The 24,526-nt window shown below is 56.1% G+C and carries 21 protein-coding genes and 2 tRNA genes; 13 read left to right on the forward strand and 10 right to left on the reverse strand.

Annotated features, from left to right (window positions below; translation table 11 throughout):
* Positions 1-5: 5 nt before the first annotated feature.
* The 5 genes from B2Q93_RS06800 to ascF form a co-directional block, all read right to left on the reverse strand.
* Positions 6-767, reverse strand: coding sequence for an ABC transporter ATP-binding protein (locus B2Q93_RS06800; RefSeq protein WP_040074273.1), 762 nt, complete (start codon positions 765-767; stop codon positions 6-8).
* The gene (locus B2Q93_RS06805; protein WP_046886142.1) at positions 767-1,804 is read right to left on the reverse strand and encodes a FecCD family ABC transporter permease; all 1,038 of its coding nucleotides are present in this window, start codon (positions 1,802-1,804) and stop codon (positions 767-769) included. Before B2Q93_RS06805 ends, B2Q93_RS06800 begins: the two co-directional genes overlap by 1 nt.
* Entirely contained in the window at positions 1,804-2,802 is a 999-nt protein-coding gene (locus B2Q93_RS06810) for an ABC transporter substrate-binding protein (RefSeq protein ID WP_286932287.1), read from the reverse strand. Before B2Q93_RS06810 ends, B2Q93_RS06805 begins: the two co-directional genes overlap by 1 nt.
* Positions 2,803-3,009: 207 nt before the next feature.
* A complete protein-coding gene (locus B2Q93_RS06815) occupies positions 3,010-4,434 on the reverse strand; it encodes a 6-phospho-beta-glucosidase (RefSeq protein WP_286932290.1) in 1,425 nt (474 codons plus the stop codon).
* A gap of 19 nt (positions 4,435-4,453) precedes the next feature.
* Positions 4,454-5,905, reverse strand: a complete 1,452-nt coding sequence (gene ascF, locus B2Q93_RS06820; RefSeq protein ID WP_046886141.1) for a PTS cellobiose/arbutin/salicin transporter subunit IIBC — start codon at positions 5,903-5,905, stop codon at positions 4,454-4,456.
* A 242-nt stretch (positions 5,906-6,147) separates the two neighbouring features.
* On the opposite strand from ascF, the gene B2Q93_RS06825 reads away from it, so the two are divergent.
* The gene (locus B2Q93_RS06825; RefSeq protein ID WP_040074278.1) at positions 6,148-7,161 is read left to right on the forward strand and encodes a LacI family DNA-binding transcriptional regulator; all 1,014 of its coding nucleotides are present in this window, start codon (positions 6,148-6,150) and stop codon (positions 7,159-7,161) included.
* On the opposite strand, the gene B2Q93_RS06830 is transcribed toward B2Q93_RS06825, so the two are convergent.
* The 4 genes from B2Q93_RS06830 to norV all read right to left on the reverse strand — a co-directional run bounded on the left by B2Q93_RS06830 (position 7,158) and on the right by norV (position 11,834).
* Positions 7,158-8,807, reverse strand: coding sequence for an SgrR family transcriptional regulator (locus B2Q93_RS06830; RefSeq protein ID WP_286932291.1), 1,650 nt, complete (start codon positions 8,805-8,807; stop codon positions 7,158-7,160). The genes B2Q93_RS06825 and B2Q93_RS06830 overlap by 4 nt on opposite strands.
* 129 nt (positions 8,808-8,936) lie before the next feature.
* Positions 8,937-9,095, reverse strand: a complete 159-nt coding sequence (locus B2Q93_RS06835; protein ID WP_172657822.1) for a hypothetical protein — start codon at positions 9,093-9,095, stop codon at positions 8,937-8,939.
* A gap of 163 nt (positions 9,096-9,258) precedes the next feature.
* Positions 9,259-10,392, reverse strand: coding sequence for an NADH:flavorubredoxin reductase NorW (norW, locus tag B2Q93_RS06840; RefSeq protein WP_040074280.1), 1,134 nt, complete (start codon positions 10,390-10,392; stop codon positions 9,259-9,261).
* Positions 10,389-11,834 (reverse strand): anaerobic nitric oxide reductase flavorubredoxin, encoded by a 1,446-nt coding sequence (gene norV / locus B2Q93_RS06845; RefSeq protein ID WP_046886140.1) that lies wholly within the window; start codon positions 11,832-11,834, stop codon positions 10,389-10,391. The genes norW and norV overlap by 4 nt, the downstream gene beginning before the upstream one ends.
* 190 nt (positions 11,835-12,024) lie before the next feature.
* On the opposite strand from norV, the gene norR reads away from it, so the two are divergent.
* A complete protein-coding gene (norR, locus tag B2Q93_RS06850; RefSeq protein WP_286932293.1) occupies positions 12,025-13,539 on the forward strand; it encodes a nitric oxide reductase transcriptional regulator NorR in 1,515 nt (504 codons plus the stop codon).
* Here the strand turns inward: norR and gutQ are convergent.
* On the reverse strand, positions 13,536-14,501 hold the full coding sequence (gene gutQ, locus B2Q93_RS06855; RefSeq protein WP_046886139.1) for an arabinose-5-phosphate isomerase GutQ: 966 nt from the start codon (positions 14,499-14,501) through the stop codon (positions 13,536-13,538). The two genes, norR and gutQ, sit on opposite strands and share 4 nt — an antisense overlap.
* Positions 14,502-14,693: 192 nt before the next feature.
* Here gutQ and mltB point away from each other — a divergent pair, with 192 nt between their 5' ends.
* From mltB to B2Q93_RS06910, 11 genes are all read left to right on the forward strand, one after another.
* Entirely contained in the window at positions 14,694-15,794 is a 1,101-nt protein-coding gene (mltB, locus tag B2Q93_RS06860; protein WP_046886138.1) for a lytic murein transglycosylase B, read from the forward strand.
* A 233-nt stretch (positions 15,795-16,027) separates the two neighbouring features.
* A complete protein-coding gene (locus B2Q93_RS06865) occupies positions 16,028-16,681 on the forward strand; it encodes a metal ABC transporter ATP-binding protein (protein WP_046886137.1) in 654 nt (217 codons plus the stop codon).
* Entirely contained in the window at positions 16,678-17,538 is an 861-nt protein-coding gene (locus tag B2Q93_RS06870) for a metal ABC transporter permease (RefSeq protein WP_046886136.1), read from the forward strand. Before B2Q93_RS06865 ends, B2Q93_RS06870 begins: the two co-directional genes overlap by 4 nt.
* A gap of 14 nt (positions 17,539-17,552) precedes the next feature.
* Positions 17,553-18,431, forward strand: coding sequence for a metal ABC transporter substrate-binding protein (locus B2Q93_RS06875; protein ID WP_286932295.1), 879 nt, complete (start codon positions 17,553-17,555; stop codon positions 18,429-18,431).
* A gap of 128 nt (positions 18,432-18,559) precedes the next feature.
* Complete coding sequence (pncC, locus tag B2Q93_RS06880) at positions 18,560-19,057, forward strand: nicotinamide-nucleotide amidase (RefSeq protein ID WP_046886163.1); 498 nt, start codon at positions 18,560-18,562, stop codon at positions 19,055-19,057.
* An 89-nt stretch (positions 19,058-19,146) separates the two neighbouring features.
* On the forward strand, positions 19,147-20,205 hold the full coding sequence (gene recA, locus B2Q93_RS06885; RefSeq protein WP_040074288.1) for a recombinase RecA: 1,059 nt from the start codon (positions 19,147-19,149) through the stop codon (positions 20,203-20,205).
* 68 nt (positions 20,206-20,273) lie between these two features.
* Positions 20,274-20,774 (forward strand): recombination regulator RecX, encoded by a 501-nt coding sequence (gene recX / locus B2Q93_RS06890; RefSeq protein WP_040074289.1) that lies wholly within the window; start codon positions 20,274-20,276, stop codon positions 20,772-20,774.
* A gap of 131 nt (positions 20,775-20,905) precedes the next feature.
* The gene (alaS, locus tag B2Q93_RS06895; protein WP_286932297.1) at positions 20,906-23,533 is read left to right on the forward strand and encodes an alanine--tRNA ligase; all 2,628 of its coding nucleotides are present in this window, start codon (positions 20,906-20,908) and stop codon (positions 23,531-23,533) included.
* A 241-nt stretch (positions 23,534-23,774) separates the two neighbouring features.
* Complete coding sequence (gene csrA / locus B2Q93_RS06900; RefSeq protein WP_000906486.1) at positions 23,775-23,960, forward strand: carbon storage regulator CsrA; 186 nt, start codon at positions 23,775-23,777, stop codon at positions 23,958-23,960.
* Positions 23,961-24,302: 342 nt separating this feature from the next.
* A tRNA-Ser gene (locus B2Q93_RS06905) sits at positions 24,303-24,395 on the forward strand.
* Positions 24,396-24,399: 4 nt separating this feature from the next.
* Positions 24,400-24,476, forward strand: a tRNA-Arg gene (locus B2Q93_RS06910).
* The last annotated feature ends 50 nt before the right edge of the window (positions 24,477-24,526 follow it).

Below are 24,526 nucleotides of genomic sequence, written 5' to 3' on the forward strand. Positions count from 1 at the left end.
TGGCATCAGACGAGGAAATGGATATGTTTCTTGCCATGAAATGGCGATATTTCAATTTTCGTCTTCACGCGGAACACGTCCCACAGCAGATCTTCGGTGAGGATCGCCTGGGGTGAGCCGGTGGCAACAATCTGCCCTTTCTGCATAACAATCAGCGCATCGCAAAACATCGAGGCGTGATTGAGATCGTGGATCGCCACAATGCTGGTGACCGGCAGTTCACTGATCAACTGCATCAGCTGCATTTGATGGTGAATATCCAGGTGATTGGTGGGTTCATCAAGCAGGATCTCGCTGGGGGTTTGCGCCAGCGCCCGGGCAATGTGCACACGCTGCCGTTCACCACCGGAGAGGCTTAACCAGCCCTGGGTGCTTTTTTCCAGCATATCCACCCGCTCCAGCGCCGCGTTCACGGTGGCATCATCGTGGCTGCTCCAGCCGGAAAACGCCGTATGGTGCGGAATACGCCCGAGCTTAACGACGTCACGTACCTGCATGTTGGCGTCGGTCATGCCGTGCTGTTCAACAAAGGCGACGCGCCGCGCCAGCTGCTTTTTATTGATACGTGCAATGTTATTGCCATCCAGAGCGACGGTGCCCGCGTGAGGGCGGCGAAGCCCGGCAAGCACGCGCAGCAGAGAGGATTTACCCGAGCCATTTGGCCCCAGCAGGCCGACCGTCTGCCCCGGCGTGACCCGGAGCGAGACGTTATTGACGATGACCTTTTTGCCTACCTTCCAGGTAATGTTATCGGCGGTGATACTCATCACTTATTCCTTGAACGGTAGATAATGACGGCGAAGAAGGGTACCCCCACCAGGGCCGTGACGACACCCACCGGCAGGCTTTGCGGCGCAATCAGCATGCGGGAGGCGATATCGGCCAGCACCATCAGAATCGCCCCGGCCAGCGCACTGGCAATCAGAAGCGTACGGTGCAGGGGCCCAAAGAAGTAGCGCATCATATGGGGTACCACCAGCCCAACGAAACCGATCGAGCCTGCCATGCTAACGATGGTGGCGGTAATCAGCGCGGTGACGGTAAACAGGAGCAAACGGACTTGCGGTACGGCGATCCCCAGCGATGCGGCGGCATCGTCGCCAAAGGTAAAGGCATCCAGCGCGCGGGAGTAGTAGAGACAAATCGCCAGCCCCAGCAATACCACGACTAATACCAGCTGGAATTCCGGCCAGCGCACGCCACTAAAACTGCCGAGCAACCAGAACATAACATCGCGTGCCTGCTGAGCGCTGGCGGAGGTGCTGATGGTGTATGCCGTGATGGCGTTAAACAACTGAGAGGCTGCGACCCCGGCCAGTATCGTGCGCTCATTGCCGCCACGCGCGCCGTTGGTCAGAAAGGCGACAAAGGCAAAGGCTGAAAAGGCGCCGGCGAAGGCACCTGCCGAGAGGGTGACGGCCCCGGAGCCAATGCCGAGAACCACGACCGATACCGCCCCGGTAGAAGCCCCGGCAGAGACGCCAAGCACGTAGGGCTCTGCGAGGGCGTTTTTCAGCAAGCTTTGCAGCACGGCACCGCAGATAGCCAGCCCGGCACCGCAGCACGCCGCCACCAGAGCGCGGCTAAGACGGAAATCCCAGATCACGCTCTCGTAGATACGGTTCAGGGGAACGTCGGTCAGCCCGGCTTTGTTAGCAATCGCGTAGTAGACGGTTTGCAGGGGGATAGAGAGCTCCCCCACGCTTACGCCCAGCGCAATCACCAGCAATAAAAGCACAACAGCCAGCACGGACGAGGTGGTAAGCAGCAGGCCTTGTCGACGTTGTTGCACCACTGCCGTCATCAATTCAGCCCCATCTTTCTGAGCTGCTCACCCACCTGCTCAGCACCGTAAATCGTGCGGATGGTAGGGTTCATCGCCTGGCCGTCCATAACAACGATATGCCCTTTTTTCACGGCGTCGAGCTGGCTGACGGCCGGATCGCTTTTCAGGAATTTGATCTTCTCTTGGGCGCTATCCAGCGCCCAACGGTTGCGATCAAGGCTAGACACTACAATCACGTCCGGGTTGGCAGCAATAATGCTTTCCCAGCCCACGGTCGGCCATTCCGTTTCAGAGGTGATGGCATTATGGCCACCCAGCACATTGGCGATAAAGCCGGACGCGCTATTTTTACCGCCGACATAGGCATCAGAGGAGGGGGAGGAGCTGGAGAACCAGAAGACGAACGACAGGTCTTTTTTATTTTTGCTGAACTCAGCGCGCAGATCGGCTTCGCGTTTTTTGAAGTCGGCAATCAGCGCCTGGCCTCGATCTTCTACGTTGAAGATTTTTGCGAAGTCTTCGATCTCTTTATAAAGGAAGGTCATGTCCCAGAGTTTCTGACGGCTGCCGTACATATCACCAATGTCTTTTTTGGTAGCGCACATGCCGGGTGACATATAGCTGTTAACGCCTACTGTCTGCAGGTCTTCACGTTTGGCAACTTTACTCTCTGGCCCCAGCAGCAGCGGAAGCTGTGCCGGTACGAAGTCCGGATTCTGGGCGAGGATAGATTCGAGACCCGGGATTTCGACCGTCAGCGTTTTGATTTTTTCGTTTTTCGCCGTCAGTTCCGGCAGGACTTTGGTTGGCCAGAAAGCGCTGGCTACGACGTGATCTTCTAACCCCAACAACAGCAAAATTTCAACGGTATTCTGGCCCAGGGCGACGACGCGTTCCGGTGCTTTTGTAAACGTCTCTTTATAGCCGCAGTTCTCAATCGTCAGCGGATAAGTGGTCGCAAAGGCGGAGCCCGCAGTGGCGAGGAACAATCCTACTGCGCTGATGATGTTTTTCATGGAACGCTATCCTTCATTAATTTTATGTTGCGCTGCCCTGGTGATGAGCAAGATGTAAATGAAACTCATTATTATGGCGAAGCTTTATACAATGTAATATATTTGGTGTCAATGAATGACAGTAACGTCATGAAATTATTGGGTATTGTAAGGGCGAGAGGGGCGAGGCGAAACAGCCGGGCGCGCCAGGACGCCCGGTCGGGGAGGTTAGTCTAAATCGGCACCGTTGCTGGCGATGACTTTTTTATACCACCAGAACGATTTCTTGCGTTTACGATCGAGCGTGCCGTTGCCGGCGTCGTCGCGATCGACATAGATAAAGCCGTAGCGTTTGCTCATCTCACCGGTAGAAGCCGCCACCAGATCGATACAGCCCCAGCTGGTGTAGCCCATCAGCGGAATGCCGTCTTCAATGGCATCGCCCATTGCGCGGATATGCTCGCGCAGATAGCTGATGCGATAGTCATCGTTAATCTCGCCGTTGGCGTCAACTTCATCCTTCGCACCGAGGCCGTTTTCCACCAGGAAAAGTGGCTTCTGGTAGCGGTCATACATCATGTTCATGGTAATACGCAGACCCAGCGGGTCGATGCCCCAGCCCCATTCGCTGACTTCGATGTGCGGATTTCGCAGAGATTTAACGATATTGGCCGCGCTGGTGTTATTGGCATTCATGTCAGCGGAAGCACAACGTGAGGCGTAATAGCTGAACGAGACGAAATCCACGGTGTTTTTCAGCAGTTCGTCGTCACCAGGGTCTTTAACAATGACCACCCCCTTTTCGCGGAACACGCGGGCGGAGTAGGCCGGGTAGCTGCCGCGCGCCTGTACGTCGATGAAAAAGAGATTTTCACGATCCTTTTCCAGCGCCATCCACACGTCTTCTGGCTTGCACGAGTAGGGGTAGAAGTTACCGCCTGCCAGCATGCAGCCAACCTGGTTTTCCGGGTTTACCTCATGCGCAATTTTGGTTGCCAGCGCGCTCGCCACCAGCTCGTGGTGGGCAGCCTGGTACTTCACCTGATCTTCGTTTTCGCCCTCTTCAAACACCAGTCCTGCGCCGGAGAACGGGCTGTGCAGCATGATGTTAATTTCATTGAAGGTGAGCCAGTATTTCACCAGACCGTTAAACTCTTCGAAACAGGTCCGGGCGTAGCGGGCGAAGAACTCGACCATTTTACGGTTACGCCAGGAGCCATATTCCGTTACCAGGTACATCGGTACATCAAAATGACACAGGGTAACCAGCGGCTCGATGTTGTGCTTTTTGCACTCTTCAAATACCGCACGGTAGAAGGCAATCCCTTCCTGATTGGGTAAAGGTTCATCGCCATTAGGATAGAGGCGGCTCCAGGCAATCGAGGTGCGGAACACCGTAAAGCCCATCTCCGCCATCAGAGCGATATCTTCTTTATAGCGATGGTAAAAATCGATCGCGTTGTGGCTTGGGTAAAATTCATCCTCACGTAGCGCGAAGCGTTTTTCCTTGCCGACTTTCACCGCTAGTCGGTTGGCGCCGTGGGGGATCATGTCAACGGTGGTCAGCCCCTTTCCGCCTTCACGGTAAGCCCCTTCACTCTGGTTGGCGGCCAGTGCGCCGCCCCATAAAAATCCTTTTGGAAAAACTGACATTTTTACCTCGCTATTCACATTATGCTCGTGCTTCTGTTGCCTGCACCGGCGCAGTCTGCAGGGCGCGTGCTTTTTCGGCTTCGTCTTCTACCGGAATATCCTCAAAGCCGAGGAGCAACGTCAGCACAAAGGAGAGTACGACGGCCAGCGCCATCACGCCAAAGACCCAGACGATAGTCATTGGGTTGGCCGGATCAAAGAACTGCACGCTGGTAAACAGTCCTGGAGCGGCCATGGAGTGACTGGCAAGACCTGCGATACCGGCCACGGCGCCACAGATAAAGCCGCTGATCAGACTGGCGATTAACGGACGTTTCAGTCGCACCGCCACGCCATAGAGCGCCGGCTCAGAAATACCGGCCATGATGGCAGAGGCCGCCGCCGCCAGCGCCGTCTGGCGCAATTCCGGATTTTTGGTCTTCCAGGCCACCGCCAGCGACGATCCGCCCAGCGACAGGTTGGCGCCAATTTCAGACGGCATTACCATCCCCTCTTTCCCGGTTTCGGCAATGGTTTGAATGATAGTTGGCGTAAAGACGCGGTGCATACCGGTCATAACCAACAGAGGCCACAGCGCACCCATGATGGCCACGGACAGCCAGCCCAGATAGTCATGGATGGTGTACACCAGCGCAGAGATGGCGGTACCGATCCAGATCCCCAGCGGCCCAATCAACACAATGGCGAGCGGGGCGGCAATCAGCACGATAAGCATCGGTTTCAGGAAATTTTTCGTTACCGCCGGGGTAATGCGATCTACCCAGCGTTCGATGTACGAGAGACACCAGGTCATGACCAGCGCCGGGATCACCGTATAGGTGTACTTCACCGCCGTCACCGGAATAAAGGCGAACTCGACATGCTCACCCTGGGCGGCTTTGGCCATCAGCTCAATAAAACTCGGGTGTACCAGCACGCCCGCGATGGCTATCGCCAGCGACATGTTGGTTTTGAATTTCACGGCCGCCGAGGCTGCCACCATTAGCGGCAGGAAGAAGAACGCGCCGTCACCAATCACCGTCAGGATGGTGAGGGTTGGAGCGCCCTTCGGTAACGCGCCGGTCATTTCCAGGATCATTGCCAGCAGCTTAACCATTGAACCACCGATGATCGCCGGGATCAGCGGTGACATCGTGCCGATCAGCGCGTCGAGGATCCCGGCGCCAATGCGGCGTAAGGTTAATTTTTGCGGGCCCTGCGGCGCAGCCGGCTGTAAATTGGTCGGCAGCAGGCTCACCACCTCGCGGTAGGCCTGCGAAACGGTATTGCCGATGATCACCTGGCACTGATTATCGTTACGTACCACACCCAGAACACCGCTGATTGTCTTCAGCGTTGCGCTATCAATGGCACTCTCGTCTTTCACAACGAAGCGCAAACGCGTCATGCAGTGGGTGACGGCGGTGATGTTATCTTTGCCGCCGAGCGCGCTGACTACGGCATTCGCCAGCGCAGCATAGTTTTTGGCCATCGGGTTATATCCTGTTTTAACTGTAAGGTACGTCTTCATCGAACAGCGGGATGAGACTTAGATAGGAAACCGGTTCCACAAAATCATGAAGAGTTTCACATGATCAAACAAGATCGCATTTTGCCCATTTTTTATATTCGTGATGATGATCACCAATCAGGGTGACAAGTGTGATATTCCCGCTGCGACAATTTAATCGCCGTGAAGTACACTGCCGCTCATTAGATTGAGAGGGAAAAGTGATGACCACGATGCTGGAAGTGGCGAAGCGGGCAGGGGTTTCGAAGGCGACGGTTTCCCGGGTGCTTTCGGGCAACGGTTACGTAAGCCAGGAGACAAAAGACCGCGTGTTTCAGGCCATTGACGAGAGTGGCTATCGCCCCAATTTACTGGCGCGAAACCTCGCGACCAAACGCACGCAAACCCTGGGGCTGGTGGTAACTAACACCCTCTATCATGGTGTCTACTTCAGCGAGCTGTTGTTCCATGCCGCGCGAATGACCGAGGAGCGCGGGCGGCAGCTCATCCTGGCCGATGGCAAACACAGCGCGGAAGAGGAGCGTGAGGCGATTCAGTATCTGCTGGATATGCGCTGCGACGCGATCATTATTTATCCGCGTTTTCTCAGCGTCGATGAGATGGATGCCATTATTCAGGATCACAGCCAGCCGGTGATGGTGCTTAACCGTCGCCTGCGTAAAAACAGCAGCCATTGCGTTTGGTCCGATCACATTGCCTCCAGCGAGGCCGCGGTGACGCAGCTTATCAAGCTGGGTCATCGCGATATCGCCTTTATCACCGGCTCGCTGGACTCCCCAACCGGGATCGAACGTCTGAGTGGCTACAAAGCGGCGCTGGCCCAGCATCAGATCCCGCTGCGTGAGTCGTTGATTGTAGAGGGGAAATGGAACCCGGCGAGCGGCGCGGCGGGGGTTTCAACGTTGCTGGCTCGCGGTGAGACCTTCAGCGCGCTGGTAGCCAGTAATGATGATATGGCGATTGGTGCCATCAAGCAGCTGCACGAGAGTGGGATCGCCACCCCGGCCGCGGTCTCGGTCATTGGTTTCGATGACGTTGCCATCGCCCCTTATATTGTTCCGTCGCTCTCTAGCGTCCGGGTGCCTGTCACTGAAATGATTAAAGAGACCATCAGCAGGCTGATCTTTATGCTCGATGGCGGCGATTTCACCTCACAGCAAAACTTTGCCGGCGAGCTGATATTGCGTGACTCGGTGGTGGCCGGGCCGCATCGCTAGCCTGCAGGCGGGGGAAGCCAGGCGCGGGTGAAATCGAGCCAGCCCCCTGCGGTTAAGACCATATCCTGCACATTTTCCAGGGCGTTGATTTGATAGCGATAGCGGAACAGCGGCGTACAGGTTCCCTCGTCAAAAATCTGTTGAAAGAGGGGCATCAGTTGAGCGTTAAAGTGGGCTTCGCTGTCGCAAATCTGCATAAGCTGCTGCTTCTTTTTCTGCCAGCGCGCCACGCCTAACGCGGTCTGCCAGGCGGGCTCGTAAATCAACCACTCCCCCAGCGCGAACCCGGCGTTTTCCCTCGCCAGATAGTCCCCCAATAGCAGGTCGGCGTCGGCCAGCACATCCGGCTGATGCCAGCTATCACGGTCTCGCCATTCGATCTGCAACTGGCAACCGTGCCGCATCAAGTGTTGTCGCCATTTCTCTGCCAGCTCCCGCAGTTCGGGCGTGTGATAACACACCAGTTTCAGACGGGCTGGCAGCGGGCAGGCTGCCGGTTCCGGCGGTTCTTTCACGTGCAGGCCGGGCAGAATGTCGCTGCGGATCTGCAGGTCGCTGCGGGAGGCAAAGCAGCGCTGTTTCAGGCTTATCGCCTGGTGACGTAAGGCGGCGGCAAGCGCTTTGGGCAGTGCGCTATTGACCATCAGCCAGGCAAAGCCGCTGCTGGTGGAGGTTACCGCCTCCCGGGTTGTATTGCCCTTGCCCACGGTAATCCACGCCGGTTTCTCCAGCATTGAGCCGGTGCGCCAGAACTCTATCGCATGCAGTAGCGGGTGATGGCCAAAGTACCAGGGCTGACGTTCCAGCCGCAAATAATGTGAATGATGGCGGGCAATGGCAAAGGGGCCCGCGCCGATCTCGGGCTGGCGTGGATGGGGTAACCGGCAGACCGGATGCGCCAGCCGCTGTGGTAACAGCGCATCGGCGCGAGTGAGCTCGATTTCCAGACACCAGGGGGCCACCCGCGTAAGCGAGGCGATATGCTGCAACCCGACATTACGCGTCGGGTCGGCCAGCAGCTGCCGCATCGCCGTCAGGATATCGTTGTCGGTAATAGGCTGGCCGTTGTGCCAGTGCGCGCCGCTACGCAGATAGAAATGCCAGCGCCGTTCCCCATCAAGAGAAGCATAGTGGTGTGCCAGATCGCCTATAGGGTGCGGTTGACCGGGTTCATTGCGGGTTAAGCCTGCATGTACCGCACAGATAATATGTTGTTCTGCGCGACGGCGTTGCAGTGCCGGATGCAGGGAGGTGAGGGGACGGTACCAGGGAATACGCAGCGTCGGCTGGTGCTTCAGCCATTTACCGCCCAGAAAGGGGGTAATGATGTGATGCAGGCTGGCGGGATCGCCATCGGCCAGCTGCAGGGCGCTTTGGTAGTCACCCTTTTCCAGGCAGGCGCGCATCAGCGGAGCGCTCAGTTCGCTGGTGGTGCGCAGGCAGTGCAGCGTGGCGCGGTGGCCGCGTCCGGGCTGCGCCTCCCAGCGTAGCCAGCCGTTTTCCGCCAGCTGGCGTAACAGGGTGCGCGCATGTCGTTCACTGCAGACCGCCACCTGCGCGACTTCGGCAAGGGTCGTTTGCCTGGGCGAAGAGCCGTAGTGCAGAGAGAGCCGCTGATACTGACGAATTTTTTGTAACAGGCGCATGGCTTTGATCGGCATCTAATGAGGTGTGTGGAGAGTGTAAGGGCTTTTCAGGAAGAAATAGGGTGGAGTTGATCAACCTGTTCCGCTTTTTGCGATAAAGCCTTTGAAAGCGTCACAACCCGGTTCGGGTCAGGATTTTTTCTCGCCGAGCGGCAGCATAAGCTCGCGTAGCCGTTCCATGCGCTGCGACGGGGTAAGATAGAGCCAGCGCCACCGCACGGGTTCGGCGGGCTGAACCTTTCTGAACCACCGCTCCAGATAAGCCAGATCCTGTTTGAGGTTTGTCATGTCACGCTCTCCCGCCGTTGAATACCGCTTCAGGTTAAGCAGGATAGGCGGCATAAAACAGGGTGAGGTTTTGCGGTTGTTCCGCATTTAGACAGAAAAAAGCCCCGGGACATCGGGGCTGCGGATAAAAGATCCAAAGGTTAAGTAAGAGTGGCAGAGAGGGTTAAGCGGGCAGAGATTTCAGCAGGGCAAAGGCCTCCTTCATGCGATCTTCGCTGACCACGAAGGCGCGTAGTTGTCCCTCGCTGTCAGCGCCTTTGGCCACCATGCCCTGTGGTTCGATGGTGATTTGCCAGTTCAGATCCTGACGCTGGGTTTCGCCTGCAAGGTGCAGGGGCAGTTCTGGCGTTTTCACCTTCACCAGCATCGCGGGTAATTTCAGGGGCGCGCTGCCCCCGAGCAGGTTTTTCGCCAGATACATCGCGCTAAGCTGTATCGGCTGCAGGAAGGGTAGAAGCTGGCCGTTGATCTCAGCGCAGTCGCCCAGCGCATAGATGTCGGGCTGCGTGGTTTGCAGGTAACTGTCGACCTTCACGCCACGGTTTGTCTCCGCTCCCGCGCGGTGCGCCAGCGCCGTTTCCGGACGCAACCCTGTGGCGGCAATCACCACATCAATATCTACGTTGCGGTTGCGATCGAGGGTGGCGCGAATGCCGGTTTCGGTACGGGTCAGGCTTTGCAGCTGAGATTTCAGCAGCAGGTGTACGCCCATATCGGTTAAACGGTGCTGTAAGCGACTGCTTACTTCGGCGGGTATCAGCGCCGACAGAATGCTGGCCGCGTGATCGACCAGCGTGACGGCTTTCCCCGCCCGACAAAAGTCCATCGCCAGCTCGGTGCCAATCAGGCCGCCGCCAACAATCATTACGCGCTGCGCGTCGCGAAGCCACGTTTCGCTGGCCTGGTACTCCTGCTGGCTGTTCAGCGTAATCATCAGCTCGCGGCCTTCAACCGGCGGCACAAAAGCGGAGGCGCCCGTGGCCAGCACCAGTTTGTCGTACTGCCAGGTATGATCTTTCGCTTTCACGACGTGCGCAGCGGCGTCGATATCGGTGACCCAGGTATAGGGGAACAGGCGCAGGTTGTACTGTTCCGCGAACTCCCCCGCCGTCTGGCGGGTGAGATCTTCGGCACGCTGATTCTGGCTAATGACGTGGCTTAAATCAGGTTTGTTGTACTCGTCCATGCTGTCGGCGGCAATCACCGTCAGCGGAACGCTGGGATCCTGTTTGCGGATATTTTTCACCAGCTGACGGGCGGCAAAGCCCGAGCCGATGATCACGATTCCGTTATTCATTTTGCCTCCGATGCCAGTTCGTCAAAGACGTCTTTACCAAGGGAACATTCCGGGCAGAGGAAGTTGTCTGGTACGTCACTCCACGGCGTGCCCGGCGCAACATCCTGCAGCGGCTCGCCCAGTTCCGGGTCATAAATCCACTGGCAGACGCTGCACTGCATGCGCGGGCCGAGATCGGCAGAAGCGGCGGCACAGCTGCTGGCAGGCTGTGGTTCGGCCGGTTTTGCTGTGGCTTCCGGCAGCGGAGCGAGCGCCCACTGACGGGCGATATCGCGACCGTGCTGGCGGCAGATTTCCAGTGCGTCGATGTCCGGGCGCCATTTGGCTTTCAGGCTCATAGACATTTCGAAACCGGCATCCTGCAGGCGGGTAGAGAGACGGTCAACCGCGCCGCCGCTCCAGCCGTGGGAGCCAAAGGCGCTGGCGCGTTTATTTCGGAAACGCAGGCCGGTCATCTCCTCCACGAGGCCCGCGATTTTTGGCATCATCACGTTGTTCATGGTGGAGGTGCCCACCAGCACGCCTTTGGAGCGGAAGGTATTGGTCAGGATTTCGTTTTTATCGCTGCGAGCCACGTTGAAAATTTTCACCGCCACGTTCGGATCCACTTCGTTGATCCCTTGGGCAATGGCGTCCGCCATCATGCGGGTATTGTTGGACATGGTGTCGTAGAAGATAGTGATGCGGTCTTCCTGGTAATCCGCCGCCCATTTCAGGTACAGCTCGACAATCTGGGTGGGATTTTCACGCCATACCACGCCGTGGGAGGTGGCAATCATATCCACCGGCAGGTTAAAGCCGAGGATCTCGGTAATTTTTGGCGTCACCAGACGGCTGAATGGCGTAAGAATGTTGGCGTAGTAGCGCTGGCACTGTTCGAACAGCTCGGTCTGGTCCACTTCGTCGTTGAACAGACGTTCATCGCAGTAGTGCTGGCCGAAGGCGTCGTTACTGAACAGTACCGCGTCGCCGGTCATGTAGGTCATCATGCTGTCCGGCCAGTGCAGCATTGGCGTTTCCACAAAAATCAGCTGTTTGCCGTTACCGATATCCAGGGTATCGCCGGTTTTCACGGTGTGGAAATTCCACTCCGGATGGTGGTGATGACCGTTAATCGAGTCGATGGCATTGGTGGTGCAGTAGATTGGCGTGTTCGGAATATGGGACATCAGCTCGGTCAGCGCCCCGGCGTGGTCCTCTTCCGCGTGGTTAATGATGATGTAGTCGATAGCCTCCAGATCAATTTCGCTACGCAGGTTCTGCACGAACTCGCGACTGAATTTATGATCGACGGTATCAATCAGGACATTTTTGCCTTCACGAATGAGATAGCTGTTATAGCTGCTGCCGCGCAGCGTTTTGTATTCCGTTCCGTGAAAATCACGCACTTCCCAGTCACGTTGACCAACCCAATGAATGTTATTTTTAACCAGAATAGACATAGCAACCTCGATAATTAAATGCGGCATGTTTAAGAAAGATGTATTGCCTATATCAAGATGCGTGCCAGTTTTTTAAATTATTGGTTTTAATGGTTTTAGTAAGTAATAACCCACAATGGGTAGTCATAATGACTATCTAAAATATTGTCAATATGACATTATGAATTGTCAAAATGACAACGAGGCAGATATGAGCTTTTCCGTAGACGTGCTGGCGAAAATCGCTATCGAGTTGCAAACCGGTATCGGTCATCAGGACCGTTTTCAACGTTTAATTTCGACCCTGCGTCACGTACTGGCCTGTGATGCTTCGGCGCTGCTGCGCTATGAAGGGCGGCAGTTTATACCGTTGGCTATCGATGGACTGGCGCAGGATGTTTTGGGGCGGCGCTTCTCGCTTGAAGGCCACCCGCGGCTTGAAACCATCGCCCGTGCCGGGGATGTGGTGCGCTTTCCCACAGACAGCGATCTGCCCGACCCCTACGATGGCCTCATCCCGGGGCAGGAGAGCCTGAAGGTGCATGCCTGCATCGGCCTGCCGCTGTTTGCCGGGCAAAATCTGATAGGGGCGCTCACCCTCGACGGTATGTCGCCGGACCAGTTCGATACCTTCAGTGATGAGGAGTTGCGGTTGATTGCCGCGCTGGCCGCCGGGGCGCTGAACAATGCGCTGCTGATTGAACAACTGGAGAGCCAGAATATGTTGCCCGGTAGCCCGGCGGCATTTGAGCCCGTGGCGCATACCGAGATGATTGGCCTCTCGCCGGGGATGATACAGCTCAAAAAAGAGATCGACATCGTGGCGGCGTCAGACCTCAACGTATTGATCTTTGGCGAGACCGGTACCGGCAAAGAGCTGGTCGCGAAGGGGATCCACGAGGCTTCGCCGCGCGCGGTCAACCCGCTGGTCTATCTCAATTGCGCCGCACTGCCAGAAAGCGTGGCGGAGAGTGAACTCTTTGGGCATGTGAAAGGGGCATTTACCGGAGCTATCAGCAACCGTAGCGGTAAGTTTGAAATGGCCGACAACGGCACGCTGTTTCTTGATGAAATTGGTGAGCTATCGTTATCGTTGCAGGCCAAGCTGCTGCGCGTGTTGCAGTATGGCGATATCCAGCGGGTGGGGGATGACCGCAGCCTGCGCGTCAATGTGCGCGTTCTGGCGGCCACCAACCGCGATCTGCGCGAGGAGGTGCTGGCCGGTAATTTCCGCGCCGATCTTTTCCATCGCCTGAGCGTATTTCCACTCTCCGTGCCGCCGTTACGTGAGCGTGGCGAAGATGTGGTGCTGCTGGCGGGCTTTTTCTGCGAGCAGTGCCGTCTGAAAATGGGTCTTGCTCGCGTCGTGCTAAGCCCTGCCGCCCGTTCGCATCTGCTGAGTTACGGATGGCCCGGCAACGTGCGCGAACTGGAACATGCCATTCACCGGGCGGTAGTGCTGGCGCGGGCTGCGCGCCATGGCGATGAGGTAGTTATTCAGCCCGGCCATTTCGCCCTGCAGGATGACACCCCCCTGACGGTGACAGCGGATGCCCCGGCACCGGGGAAAGAAAACCTTCGTGAAGCGACAGAAGATTTTCAACGGCAGATGATTACCCGCGCGCTGGAACAGAACAACCGCAGTTGGGCGGCAAGCGCGCGGGCGCTGGAAACCGACGTGGCCAACCTGCACCGGCTGGCGAAACGTCTGGGGCTGAAGGGCTAGATAATTCCGGCCTGATAGAAGTCCTGAAGGTTGATGGCACCGCAGAGCTTGCCATGCTCATCCACCACCGGGGCGGCGGCGATCTTACGCTTCAGTAGCACCTCTTTAGCCTCAATGGCCCGGCTGTCGGCGTTCAACGTCTGGCCGCCGGGCGTCATTGCCTCGTTGACGATGGCCTGCAGCGTGCCGCCGCCTACCAGCCAGCGGCGCAGATCGCCGTCGGTAAAGACGCCTTTCACCTGCTCGCGCTCATCACATACCGCAACCAGACCCAGCCCGGTACGGCTCAGTTCAAGCATTGCATCCATCACGCTGGTGGTGAGTTTCACCTGCGGGATGGCATCGCCGGTGCGCATCAGATGGTGCACTTTATTAAGCAGACGCGCGCCCAGGGCACCCGCCGGATGGGAGCGCGCAAAGTCCTCCTCATTAAAGCCGCGCGCCTGCATCACTGCCATGGCCAGCGCATCGCCCATCATCAGCGTATTCACGGTACTGGAGGTGGGTGCCAGGTGCATTGGGCAGGCTTCGCGCTCGACTGAGATATCCAGCACCGCTTTGGCGGCCAGCGCCAGCGGGGAACGGGTTTTGCCGGTCATCGCCAGCAGGTCGACCGATTTTTCCTGCAGGCGTGGGATGATCAGATCCAGCTCTTTGGCCGAGCCAGAGTAAGAGATGAACAGCAGCACGTCACGGCTTTCAATCATGCCCAAATCGCCGTGCAGCGCCTCTGCTGCGTGGACGAAAAAGGCTGGCGTGCCGGTGCTGGCGAGGGTGGCCGCAATCTTCTTGCCGATATGGCCTGATTTACCGATACCCGAGACAATCACTTTGCCTTCGCAGTGGATAAGCGTATTTGCCGCACAGACAAACTCCTCCCCCAGCCTTTCAGGCAGGCGACTGGCCTCCTGTAGCTCCAGCATCAGGGTTTGACGGCCTGCATTTAACAGAAAATCACTCATGTTTCTCTCCGTTTACGATCCTTCCCGCGCCCCTGCCACAGCAGAAGGGGCGGCCTATCATAAAGCATTCACCCTGGGGCATTCATGGATAAAAATGAAAGATTTTGCTGGCGACCACAGAACCGCTTCCTTGTGGTGTCGGGGATGCTTTACCATACTTGCCACTTATCGAATTCGTTCAATGGATGTGCCATGTTTAAGCGTCGTTATGCAGCGCTGTTACCTGCGCTGATTATGCTGGCTGCCTGCAGCAGCAAACCAAAAACAGAGGAAGTTCAGCAGACGGCTGGCGCCCCTTCCGGTGGCTTCTTACTTGAGCCGCAACACAATGTGATGCAAATGGGTGGCGACTTCGCCAACAACCCGGCGGCTCAACAGTTCATCGATAAAATGGTGAGCAAACACGGCTTTAATAAACAGCAGTTGCAGGAGATCCTGTCGCAGGCGAAACGTCTGGATTACGTGCTGCGCCTGATGGACCGACAGGCACCGACAGCTCAGGTGCCGACCGGACCAAACGGGGCATGGCTGCGTTATCGCAAGCAGTTTATCACCCCAGATAATGTGCAAAATGGCGTTGCCTTCTGGAATCAACATGAAGAGACCCTTAACCGCGCCTGGCAGGTGTATGGCGTGCCGCCGGAAATTATCGTCGGCATTATTGGCGTGGAGACCCGCTGGGGCCGTGTGATGGGGAAAACGCGCATTCTCGATGCGCTGGCAACGCTCTCCTTCAACTATCCGCGTCGCGCCGAGTATTTCTCTTCTGAACTGGAAACCTTCCTGCTGATGGCTCGCGACGAGCAGGACGATCCGCTGGATCTGAAAGGCTCTTTCGCAGGGGCGATGGGCTATGGCCAGTTTATGCCCTCTTCGTATAAGCAGTACGCGGTAGATTTTAACGGAGACGGCCATATCAATCTGTGGGATCCGGAAGATGCCATCGGCAGCGTGGCGAACTACTTTAAAGAACACGGTTGGGTGAAGGGCGATCCGGTCGCCGTTCAGGCTAACGGGCAGGCTCCAGGGCTGGAAAATGGGTTTAAAACCAAGTACAGCGTATCCCAGCTGGCCGCCGCCGGTTTAATGCCTATGCAATCGCTGGGTGATCACCAGCAGGCGAGCTTGCTGCGTCTGGATATCGGTACCGGTTATCAATACTGGTATGGTCTGCCAAACTTCTACACCATTACCCGTTATAACCACAGTACCCACTACGCAATGGCAGTGTGGCAACTGGGCCAGGCCGTTGCGCTGGCGCGCGTGCCTGCGGCGTCGCCGTTCAGTCAGTAATCTTTCGCCCCCTCCCCGGCAGGAGAGGGGGCTGTAACATTTATCCACACTCCCGTTAGCCGCCCGGTATTTACAATCACGGCACACCTCTTTATTGTGATGTTATAACATAATTTTATCGGGTGACTGATGACGCACTCTCTCTTCTCTCTCTCTTCGTTAACGCGCGTGTTGTATGCGCTGACGCTGGTTTTAGCCATCGTCTTTGCGGTGCGCTGGGCGGTAGCACTCCCATGATCGAACTACAACGCCTCGTGGTGGGCTACCACCGCCAGCCCATCACGCGTCCGCTGGATGAGGTGATCCTGCGCGGCAGTATGACCGCCATCACCGGCGCTAACGGCTGCGGCAAATCGACGCTCCTGAAAACGCTGGCAGGATTCCTCCCTCCGGTCAGTGGTACGTTCCGCTGGCAGGAAAAGCGGCCTGTTATCGGTTGGCTTGCCCAGCGACACGAGCTGGAGGCGCAATTCCCCCTGACGGTGAAGGATGTCGTAAGCATGGGATGCTGGCCAACCCTCTCGCTGTTTGCCGGAACCGGACGACAGGCGCGTGCGCGTATCGATCATGCGCTGGAGCGGGTAGGGCTGGCGGCGCTGGCAAGCACGGTGATTGACGAACTCTCCGGGGGGCAATTTCAACGCATGCTTTTTGCGCGGGTCATGGTACAGCATGCGCCGCTGGTCATGCTGGATGAACCCTTCACCGGCGTGGATGAAGCGACCAGTCACATATTGATGGAGCTGATACTTGAGATGGCTCAGCAGGGGCGAACCGTGCTGGCGGTGCTTCATGACAGCGAGCGCGTCACGCGCCACTTTTCGCAGGTCCTGCGCCTGGATGCTGCCCCGTCTTTAGAGACCGGCGTTGGGATGAGGGTGGCATGATGTGGCATCTCCTCTTTCAGCCCTTTATTGAATATGGCTTTATGCGGCGGGCGCTGGTCGTCTGCCTTGCGTTGTCGGTCAGTACCACGGCGCTGGGGGTCTTTTTACTGCTACGCCGCATGAGCCTGATGGGGGATGCGCTCTCGCATGCCATCCTGCCGGGCGTGGCGGTGGGCTATCTGCTAAGCGGAATGTCGTTACTGGCAATGAGCGTCGGCGGGTTTATCGTAGGGATAACCGTTGCGCTGGTGGCGGGGCTGGTGAGCCGACGCACGCCGTTAAAAGAGGATGCCAGTTTCGCCGGGTTTTATCTTGGCTCCCTGGCGCTGGGGGTGACGCTGGTGTCGCTGCGCGGTTCAAATGTGGATCTCCTGCACTTGCTATTTGGTTCCATCCTGGCGGTAGACCGTGATGCGGCGCTGTTCGTGGCGGGGGTCTGCATCTTCACCTTATTAACGCTGGCGCTGTTCTATCGCGGGCTGGTTAGCGAGGCATTCGATACGGCCTGGCTGCAGGTGAACGCCCGCTGGCTGCCTGCACTACTGCACGGTCTCTTTCTGGCGCTGTTAGTGCTCAACCTGGTCGCCGGTTTTCAGGTGCTCGGCACGCTGATGGCGGTGGGGTTGATGATGCTGCCCGCGGTGGCGGCCCGCTGCTGGGCGAGGACGCTGCCCGGATTGCTTCTTTTTGCCGGGGTAAGCGGCATTTTCTGTGCCTGGCTGGGGCTTAGCCTCTCGTGGGCGATCAGCCTACCGGCGGGGCCGGCGATTGTACTTACCGCCAGTGGTCTCTTTTTCTTTTCGATTTTATGTGGCACGCGCAGCAGGGTGGCTCACAGCCTGCGAGCGCTTTTTTAATGCAAGGAGAAATGATGAAACGTACAGGGGTTATGATGGCGCTCGCACTGAGCCTGCTGGCTCAGGGGGTGCAGGCGAAGACGCTGAACGTCGTTGCCAGTTTTTCGATTCTGGGGGATATCACCCAACAGGTCGGGGGCGACCACGTCAAGGTAACGACGCTGGTGGGGCCGGATGGCGATCCTCATACTTTCGAACCGTCACCGAAAGACAGCGCAGCGCTGAGTAAAGCCGACGTGGTGGTTGTGAATGGACTCGGGCTGGAGGGCTGGCTCGATCGGCTGGTGAAGGCGTCTGGCTTTAAAGGCACGCTGGTGGTGGCGTCGACGGGGGTTCCAACGCACACGCTGGTTGAGGACGGAGAGACCATTACCGATCCGCATGCCTGGAACAGCGCCGCCAACGGTGCGTTGTATGCCCGGAATGTGTTGAATGGGCTGATAAAGGCGGATCCCGAAGAAAAGGTCGCGCTGGAGGCGGCGGGGAAATCCTATATTACGCAGTTAACAGAGCTCGATAGCTGGGCAAAAGCACGCTTTCAGCCCATCCCAACGGCGAAGCGAAAAGTGCTGACCAGCCATGACGCTTTCGGCTATTTTGGCCGCGCCTATGGGGTCACGTTTATCGCTCCGCAGGGATTATCATCGGAGAGTGAAGCCAGTGCTGCCAAGGTTGCCGCTATCATCACGCAAATTAAAGCGGACGGCGTAAAGACCTGGTTTATGGAGAATCAGCTGGATCCGCGGCTCGTGAAACAGATTGCATCGGCGACCGGCGCACAGCCTGGCGGCGAGCTCTATCCCGAAGCGCTCTCTGCAAAAGGGGGCGTGGCAGACACCTACGTTAAAGCGTTTCGCCACAACGTGGATACTCTCGTCAACAGCATGAAGTGATTCGCCATTCTGCCGATGCCTCTGCATCGGCATTTTCTGAAGCCCCCTCGTAAAAACTTCCCCTCGTCCCCATATCTCTGCTGAAAGTGCTATCTTGTGCTGCACGATTATCTGGAGCCTAAACGATGATGACTGACCATGAACTCATGCAGCTCAGCGAAGAAGTAGGGCGAGCGCTGAAACAGCGCGGCGCAACGCTCACCACAGCAGAATCTTGTACTGGCGGCTGGGTGGCGAAGGTGATTACCGATATCGCCGGTAGCTCCGCCTGGTTTGAACGCGGATTTGTTACCTATAGTAATGAAGCAAAAGCGCAAATGATTGGCGTTCGGGAGCCGACGCTGGAAGAGCATGGCGCAGTGAGCGAACCGGTGGTTATAGAGATGGCAATAGGTGCATTACGTGCCGCCCGCGCCGATTACGCGATCTCCATTAGCGGCATTGCCGGGCCGGATGGCGGCAGCGATCTTAAGCCGGTCGGCACCGTATGGTTTGGCTTTGCGACGGCGCAGGGCGAGGGGATTACCCGACGCGAATGCTTCACCGGCGACCGTGAAAATGTGCGCCGTCAGGCCACCGAATATGCGTTAAAAACACTCTGGCAACAATTTCTACAAAAGACTTGATACTGTATGACTATACAGTATAATTGCGGCAACGAAACAGAAATCCACGGTGAAGCGCAGTTGCTTCTCCCGGCATGACAGGAGTAATAATGGCTATCGACGAAAACAAACAGAAAGCGTTGGCGGCAGCACTGGGCCAGATCGAAAAGCAATTCGGTAAAGGCTCCATCATGCGCCTGGGTGAAGACCGTTCCATGGATGTTGAAACTATCTCCACCGGTTCGCTTTCTCTGGATATTGCTCTGGGCGCAGGTGGCCTGCCGATGGGGCGTATCGTAGAAATTTACGGTCCAGAATCTTCCGGTAAAACAACCCTGACTCTGCAGGTTGTGGCTGCGGCGCAGCGCGAAGGTAAAACCTGTGCGTTTATCGATGCTGAGCACGCGCTGGATCCGGTATATGCCCGCAAGCTGGGTGTTGATATCGACAACCTGCTCTGTTCTCAGCCGGACACCGGTGAACAGGCTCTGGAAATCTGTGACGCGCTGGCGCGCTCTGGCGCAGTTGACGTCATCATCGTCGACTCCGTTGCGGCACTGACGCCGAAAGCAGAAATCGAAGGCGAAATCGGCGACTCTCACATGGGCCTTGCGGCACGTATGATGAGCCAGGCGATGCGTAAGCTGGCGGGTAACCTGAAGCAGTCCAACACGCTGCTGATCTTCATCAACCAGATCCGTATGAAAATCGGTGTGATGTTCGGTAACCCAGAGACCACCACCGGTGGTAACGCGCTGAAATTCTACGCCTCTGTGCGTCTGGATATTCGCCGTATCGGTGCCGTGAAAGAGGGCGATAACGTCGTCGGTAGCGAAACCCGCGTGAAGGTCGTGAAGAACAAAATCGCCGCGCCGTTCAAGCAGGCTGAGTTCCAGATCATGTACGGCGAAGGTATCAACTTCTTCGGTGAACTGGTTGACCTGGGCGTGAAAGAGAAGCTGATCGAGAAGGCTGGCGCCTGGTACAGCTACAACGGCGACAAGATTGGTCAGGGTAAAGCGAATGCTATCTCCTGGCTGAAAGAGAACCCGGCTGCAGCGAAAGAGATCGAGAAGAAAATCCGTGAACTGCTGCTCAGCAATCAGGATTCTAAACCGGACTTCGCGGTCGATGATGCCGACGTTGAAGAAACCAAAGAAGACTTCTAATCACTTCGTGTAAAAAAAAGGGCTGCGATTGCGGCCCTTTTTTGCATTTGTTATTCAGCAGGTTCTCTATGAGCGAATCAACCCCACGACGACCGGCCTACAACCGCTTGCTGGATCGCGCGGTACGCATACTCGGCGTGCGCGACCACAGCGAGCAGGAGTTGCGCCGCAAATTAATGGCACCCGTGATGGGCAAAAAGGGGCCGGAAGAGATCGATGCCAGCGCAGAAGATTACGACCGCGTCATTGCCTGGTGCTATGAACACAACTATCTGGACGACAACCGCTTTATCGCCCGCTTTATTGCCAGCCGCAGCCGCAAAGGTTATGGCCCTCAGCGTATACGCCAGGAGCTGAATCAAAAAGGGATCAACCGTGAAGCCACGGAACGGGCAATGCGCGAGTGCGAAATCGACTGGTGTGAGCAGGCGCGAGAGCAGGCTGTACGTAAGTACGGTGAGCCGTTGCCAAAAGAGTTTTCAGAAAAAGTAAAAATCCAGCGCTTCTTGCTCTATCGCGGCTACCTGATGGAAGATATTCAGGATATATGGCGTAATTTTGCCGATTGAGCGCATGCGGGATTTTACTTCCCTTAAAAGAAAACTTATCTTATTCCCACTTTTTCCAGTAGCTGGTCTGTCCAACACAGTGTGTGTACAGGCTGGTTATGACATTTCGTTAGCTTGATTTCAGGATAATTATGAGCAAGAGCACCGCTGAGATCCGTCAGGCGTTTCTCGATTTTTTCCATAGTAAGGGACACCAGGTTGTTGCCAGCAGCTCCCTGGTACCAAACAACGATCCAACATTACTGTTTACCAACGCCGGGATGAACCAGTTCAAGGATGTTTTCCTTGGTCTCGACAAGCGTAATTATTCCCGCGCAACCACCTCGCAGCGCTGCGTGCGTGCGGGCGGTAAACACAACGACCTGGAAAACGTCGGTTACACTGCACGTCACCACACCTTCTTTGAAATGCTGGGCAACTTCAGCTTCGGCGACTACTTCAAACACGATGCAATTCAGTACGCATGGGAACTGCTGACCGGTGAAAACTGGTTCAACCTGCCGAAAGAGCGTCTGTGGGTTACTGTTTACGAGACCGACGACGAAGCATACGAAATCTGGGAAAAAGAGGTCGGTATCCCGCGCGAACGTATCATTCGCATCGGTGATAACAAAGGCGCACCTTATGCGTCTGACAACTTCTGGCAGATGGGCGATACCGGCCCTTGCGGTCCGTGCACCGAGATCTTCTACGATCACGGCGACCATATCTGGGGTGGCCCTCCGGGCAGCCCGGAAGAAGATGGCGATCGCTACATTGAGATCTGGAATATCGTCTTCATGCAGTTCAACCGTCAGGCTGACGGTACCATGGAGCCGCTGCCGAAACCGTCCGTCGATACGGGGATGGGTCTGGAGCGTATTGCCGCGGTTCTGCAGCACGTTAACTCCAACTACGATATTGACCTCTTCAGCACGCTGATTAAGTCTGTTGCAGAAGTCACTGGTGCGACCGACCTGAGCAACAAATCTCTGCGCGTCATTGCTGACCATATTCGTTCTTGTGCGTTCCTGATTGCGGACGGCGTCATTCCGTCGAACGAAAACCGTGGTTATGTGTTGCGTCGCATCATTCGTCGCGCCATTCGTCATGGCAACATGCTGGGCGCGAAAGATACCTTCTTCTACAAGTTGGTTGGGCCGTTGGTTAGCGTAATGGGCTCAGCAGGCGATGAGCTGAAACGCCAGCAGGCGCAGGTAGAGCAGGTTCTGAAAACCGAGGAAGAGCAGTTTGCCCGTACGCTGGAGCGTGGGCTGGCGCTGCTGGATGATGAACTGGCGAAACTCAAAGGCGACACGCTGGATGGCGAAACGGCCTTCCGTCTGTATGACACCTACGGCTTCCCGGTTGACCTGACGGCTGACGTTTGCCGTGAGCGTAACATTAAGGTAGACGAAGCGGGCTTTGAAGCCGCAATGGAAGAGCAGCGCCGTCGTGCGCGTGAATCCAGCGGTTTCGGTGCTGACTACAACGCGATGATCCGTGTGGATGGCGCGTCTGAATTCCAGGGTTATGACCATCTGGAACTGAACGGCAAAGTGACGGCACTGTTTGTTGACGGCAAAGCGGTAGAGAGCATTACCGCGGGTCAGGATGCCGTTGTTGTACTCGATAAAACCGCATTTTATGCCGAGTCCGGCGGTCAGGTGGGCGATAAGGGCGTGCTGAAAGGCAACGGCTTTAGCTTCACCGTAAACGACACGCAAAAATATGGCCAGGCGATTGGTCATGTAGGTTCGCTGACCTCCGGCTCACTGAAAGTGGGCGAGGGCGTACAAGCTGTCGTTGATGAAGCGCGTCGTGCGCGTATTCGTCTGAACCACTCCGCAACTCACCTGATGCACGCAGCCCTGCGTGAAGTATTAGGGACGCACGTTGCGCAGAAAGGCTCGCTGGTTAACGATAAAGTGCTGCGTTTCGACTTCTCTCACTTTGAAGCGATGAAACCGTCTGAAATCCGCGCGGTGGAAGATCTGGTGAACGCCCAAATCCGTCGCAATCTGCCAATCGAAACTCAGATCATGGATCTCGATGCGGCGAAGCAAAAAGGGGCGATGGCACTGTTTGGTGAGAAGTATGACGAGCGTGTTCGTGTGCTGAGCATGGGCGACTTCTCTACTGAACTGTGTGGCGGTACGCATGCTTCTCGCACGGGCGATATTGGCCTGTTCCGTATTCTGTCCGAATCTGGAACGGCGGCGGGCGTTCGTCGTATCGAAGCGGTCACCGGTGAAGGCGCGCTGGCTTACCTGCACGCTGAGAGCGATCAACTGCACGATATCGCACAGCTGCTGAAAGGCGATAGCCAGAATCTGGGCGAGAAAGTGCGTAGCGTTATCGAACGTACTCGCCAGCTGGAAAAAGAGCTGCAGCAGCTGAAAGAGCAGGCGGCAGTACAGGAGAGTGCAAATCTCTCCAGCAAAGCGGTTGAAATTAAAGGTATTAAACTGCTGGTCAGTGAACTGGCTGGTGTTGAGCCTAAGATGCTGCGTACCATGGTCGATGACCTGAAGAACCAACTCGGTTCGGCAGTAATTGTGCTGGCGACCGTTGCTGAAGGTAAGGTTTCTCTGATTGCTGGCGTGTCTAAGGACGTGACCGACCGTGTTAAAGCAGGGGAACTGATTGGTATGGTCGCTCAGCAAGTGGGCGGTAAAGGGGGCGGTCGTCCAGACATGGCGCAAGCCGGTGGTACGGATGCGGCGGCACTTCCTGCAGCGTTAACCAGCGTTGAAAGCTGGGTGAGTTCCAAACTGTAATAACTAAAAAGCGTAAACAGACGCCATAACCTATGTGTTATGGCGTACTTCGCTCTACGCTATCGATAATGATAAAGTCAGGTTGAGTTTGTGTATATCGGCTAAACTTACGTTTAACAGAATGTGATGCCGTGACTGCTTACACTTTACGTGTTTGTCATCGCTTACTTTTTGGCGTTATATGATGGATAATGCCGGGATACAAGAGACCCGACTCTTTTAATCTTTCAAGGAGCAAAGAATGCTGATTCTGACTCGTCGAGTTGGTGAGACCCTCATGATTGGGGATGAGGTCACCGTGACAGTTTTAGGGGTAAAGGGTAACCAGGTTCGTATTGGTGTGAACGCCCCTAAAGAGGTCTCTGTACACCGTGAAGAGATCTACCAGCGTATCCAGGCTGAAAAATCCCAGCAGTCCAGTTACTGATATTATCGCGTCTCGCTTTCAGGCGAGACGCAACCCTCCTGCCATTCTTCCTGCTTAAAGTTACCTTTCTATTTCAATTTCGCTGTTTTTCACCGTCTCTCTTTGCTTATCTTCATCTTTATTCGCCTGGTTGATGGAACTTCGTTGCGTAAATGCCCGCAAAATCCGTTTATAAAACACCCTCTTTGCCTCTTTTACATGCGAATTGCCTGCGATTTGTGCAAACAGAAAAAGTGCATGGAAAATTGTTTGACTTATAAGTCCCAGAAAGTAATATATGCGCCACGCAGCGACGAGAAGCTCTTAACGAGTTACTCGAAGCACTCGAAAGAGGCGTTGTGTGGTGAGGTGGCCGAGAGGCTGAAGGCGCTCCCCTGCTAAGGGAGTATGCGGTCAAAAGCTGCATCCGGGGTTCGAATCCCCGCCTCACCGCCATTTTGCATCCGTAGCTCAGCTGGATAGAGTACTCGGCTACGAACCGAGCGGTCGGAGGTTCGAATCCTCCCGGATGCACCATCTTCTCTGAGATAGCAGCAATACTGTTGTTTCATGGTCTGCGAAAACAT

This window comes from Leclercia sp. UBA5958 (assembly GCF_002430365.1).
In the GTDB taxonomy this organism is placed as follows: Bacteria; Pseudomonadota; Gammaproteobacteria; order Enterobacterales; family Enterobacteriaceae; genus Enterobacter; species Enterobacter pneumoniae.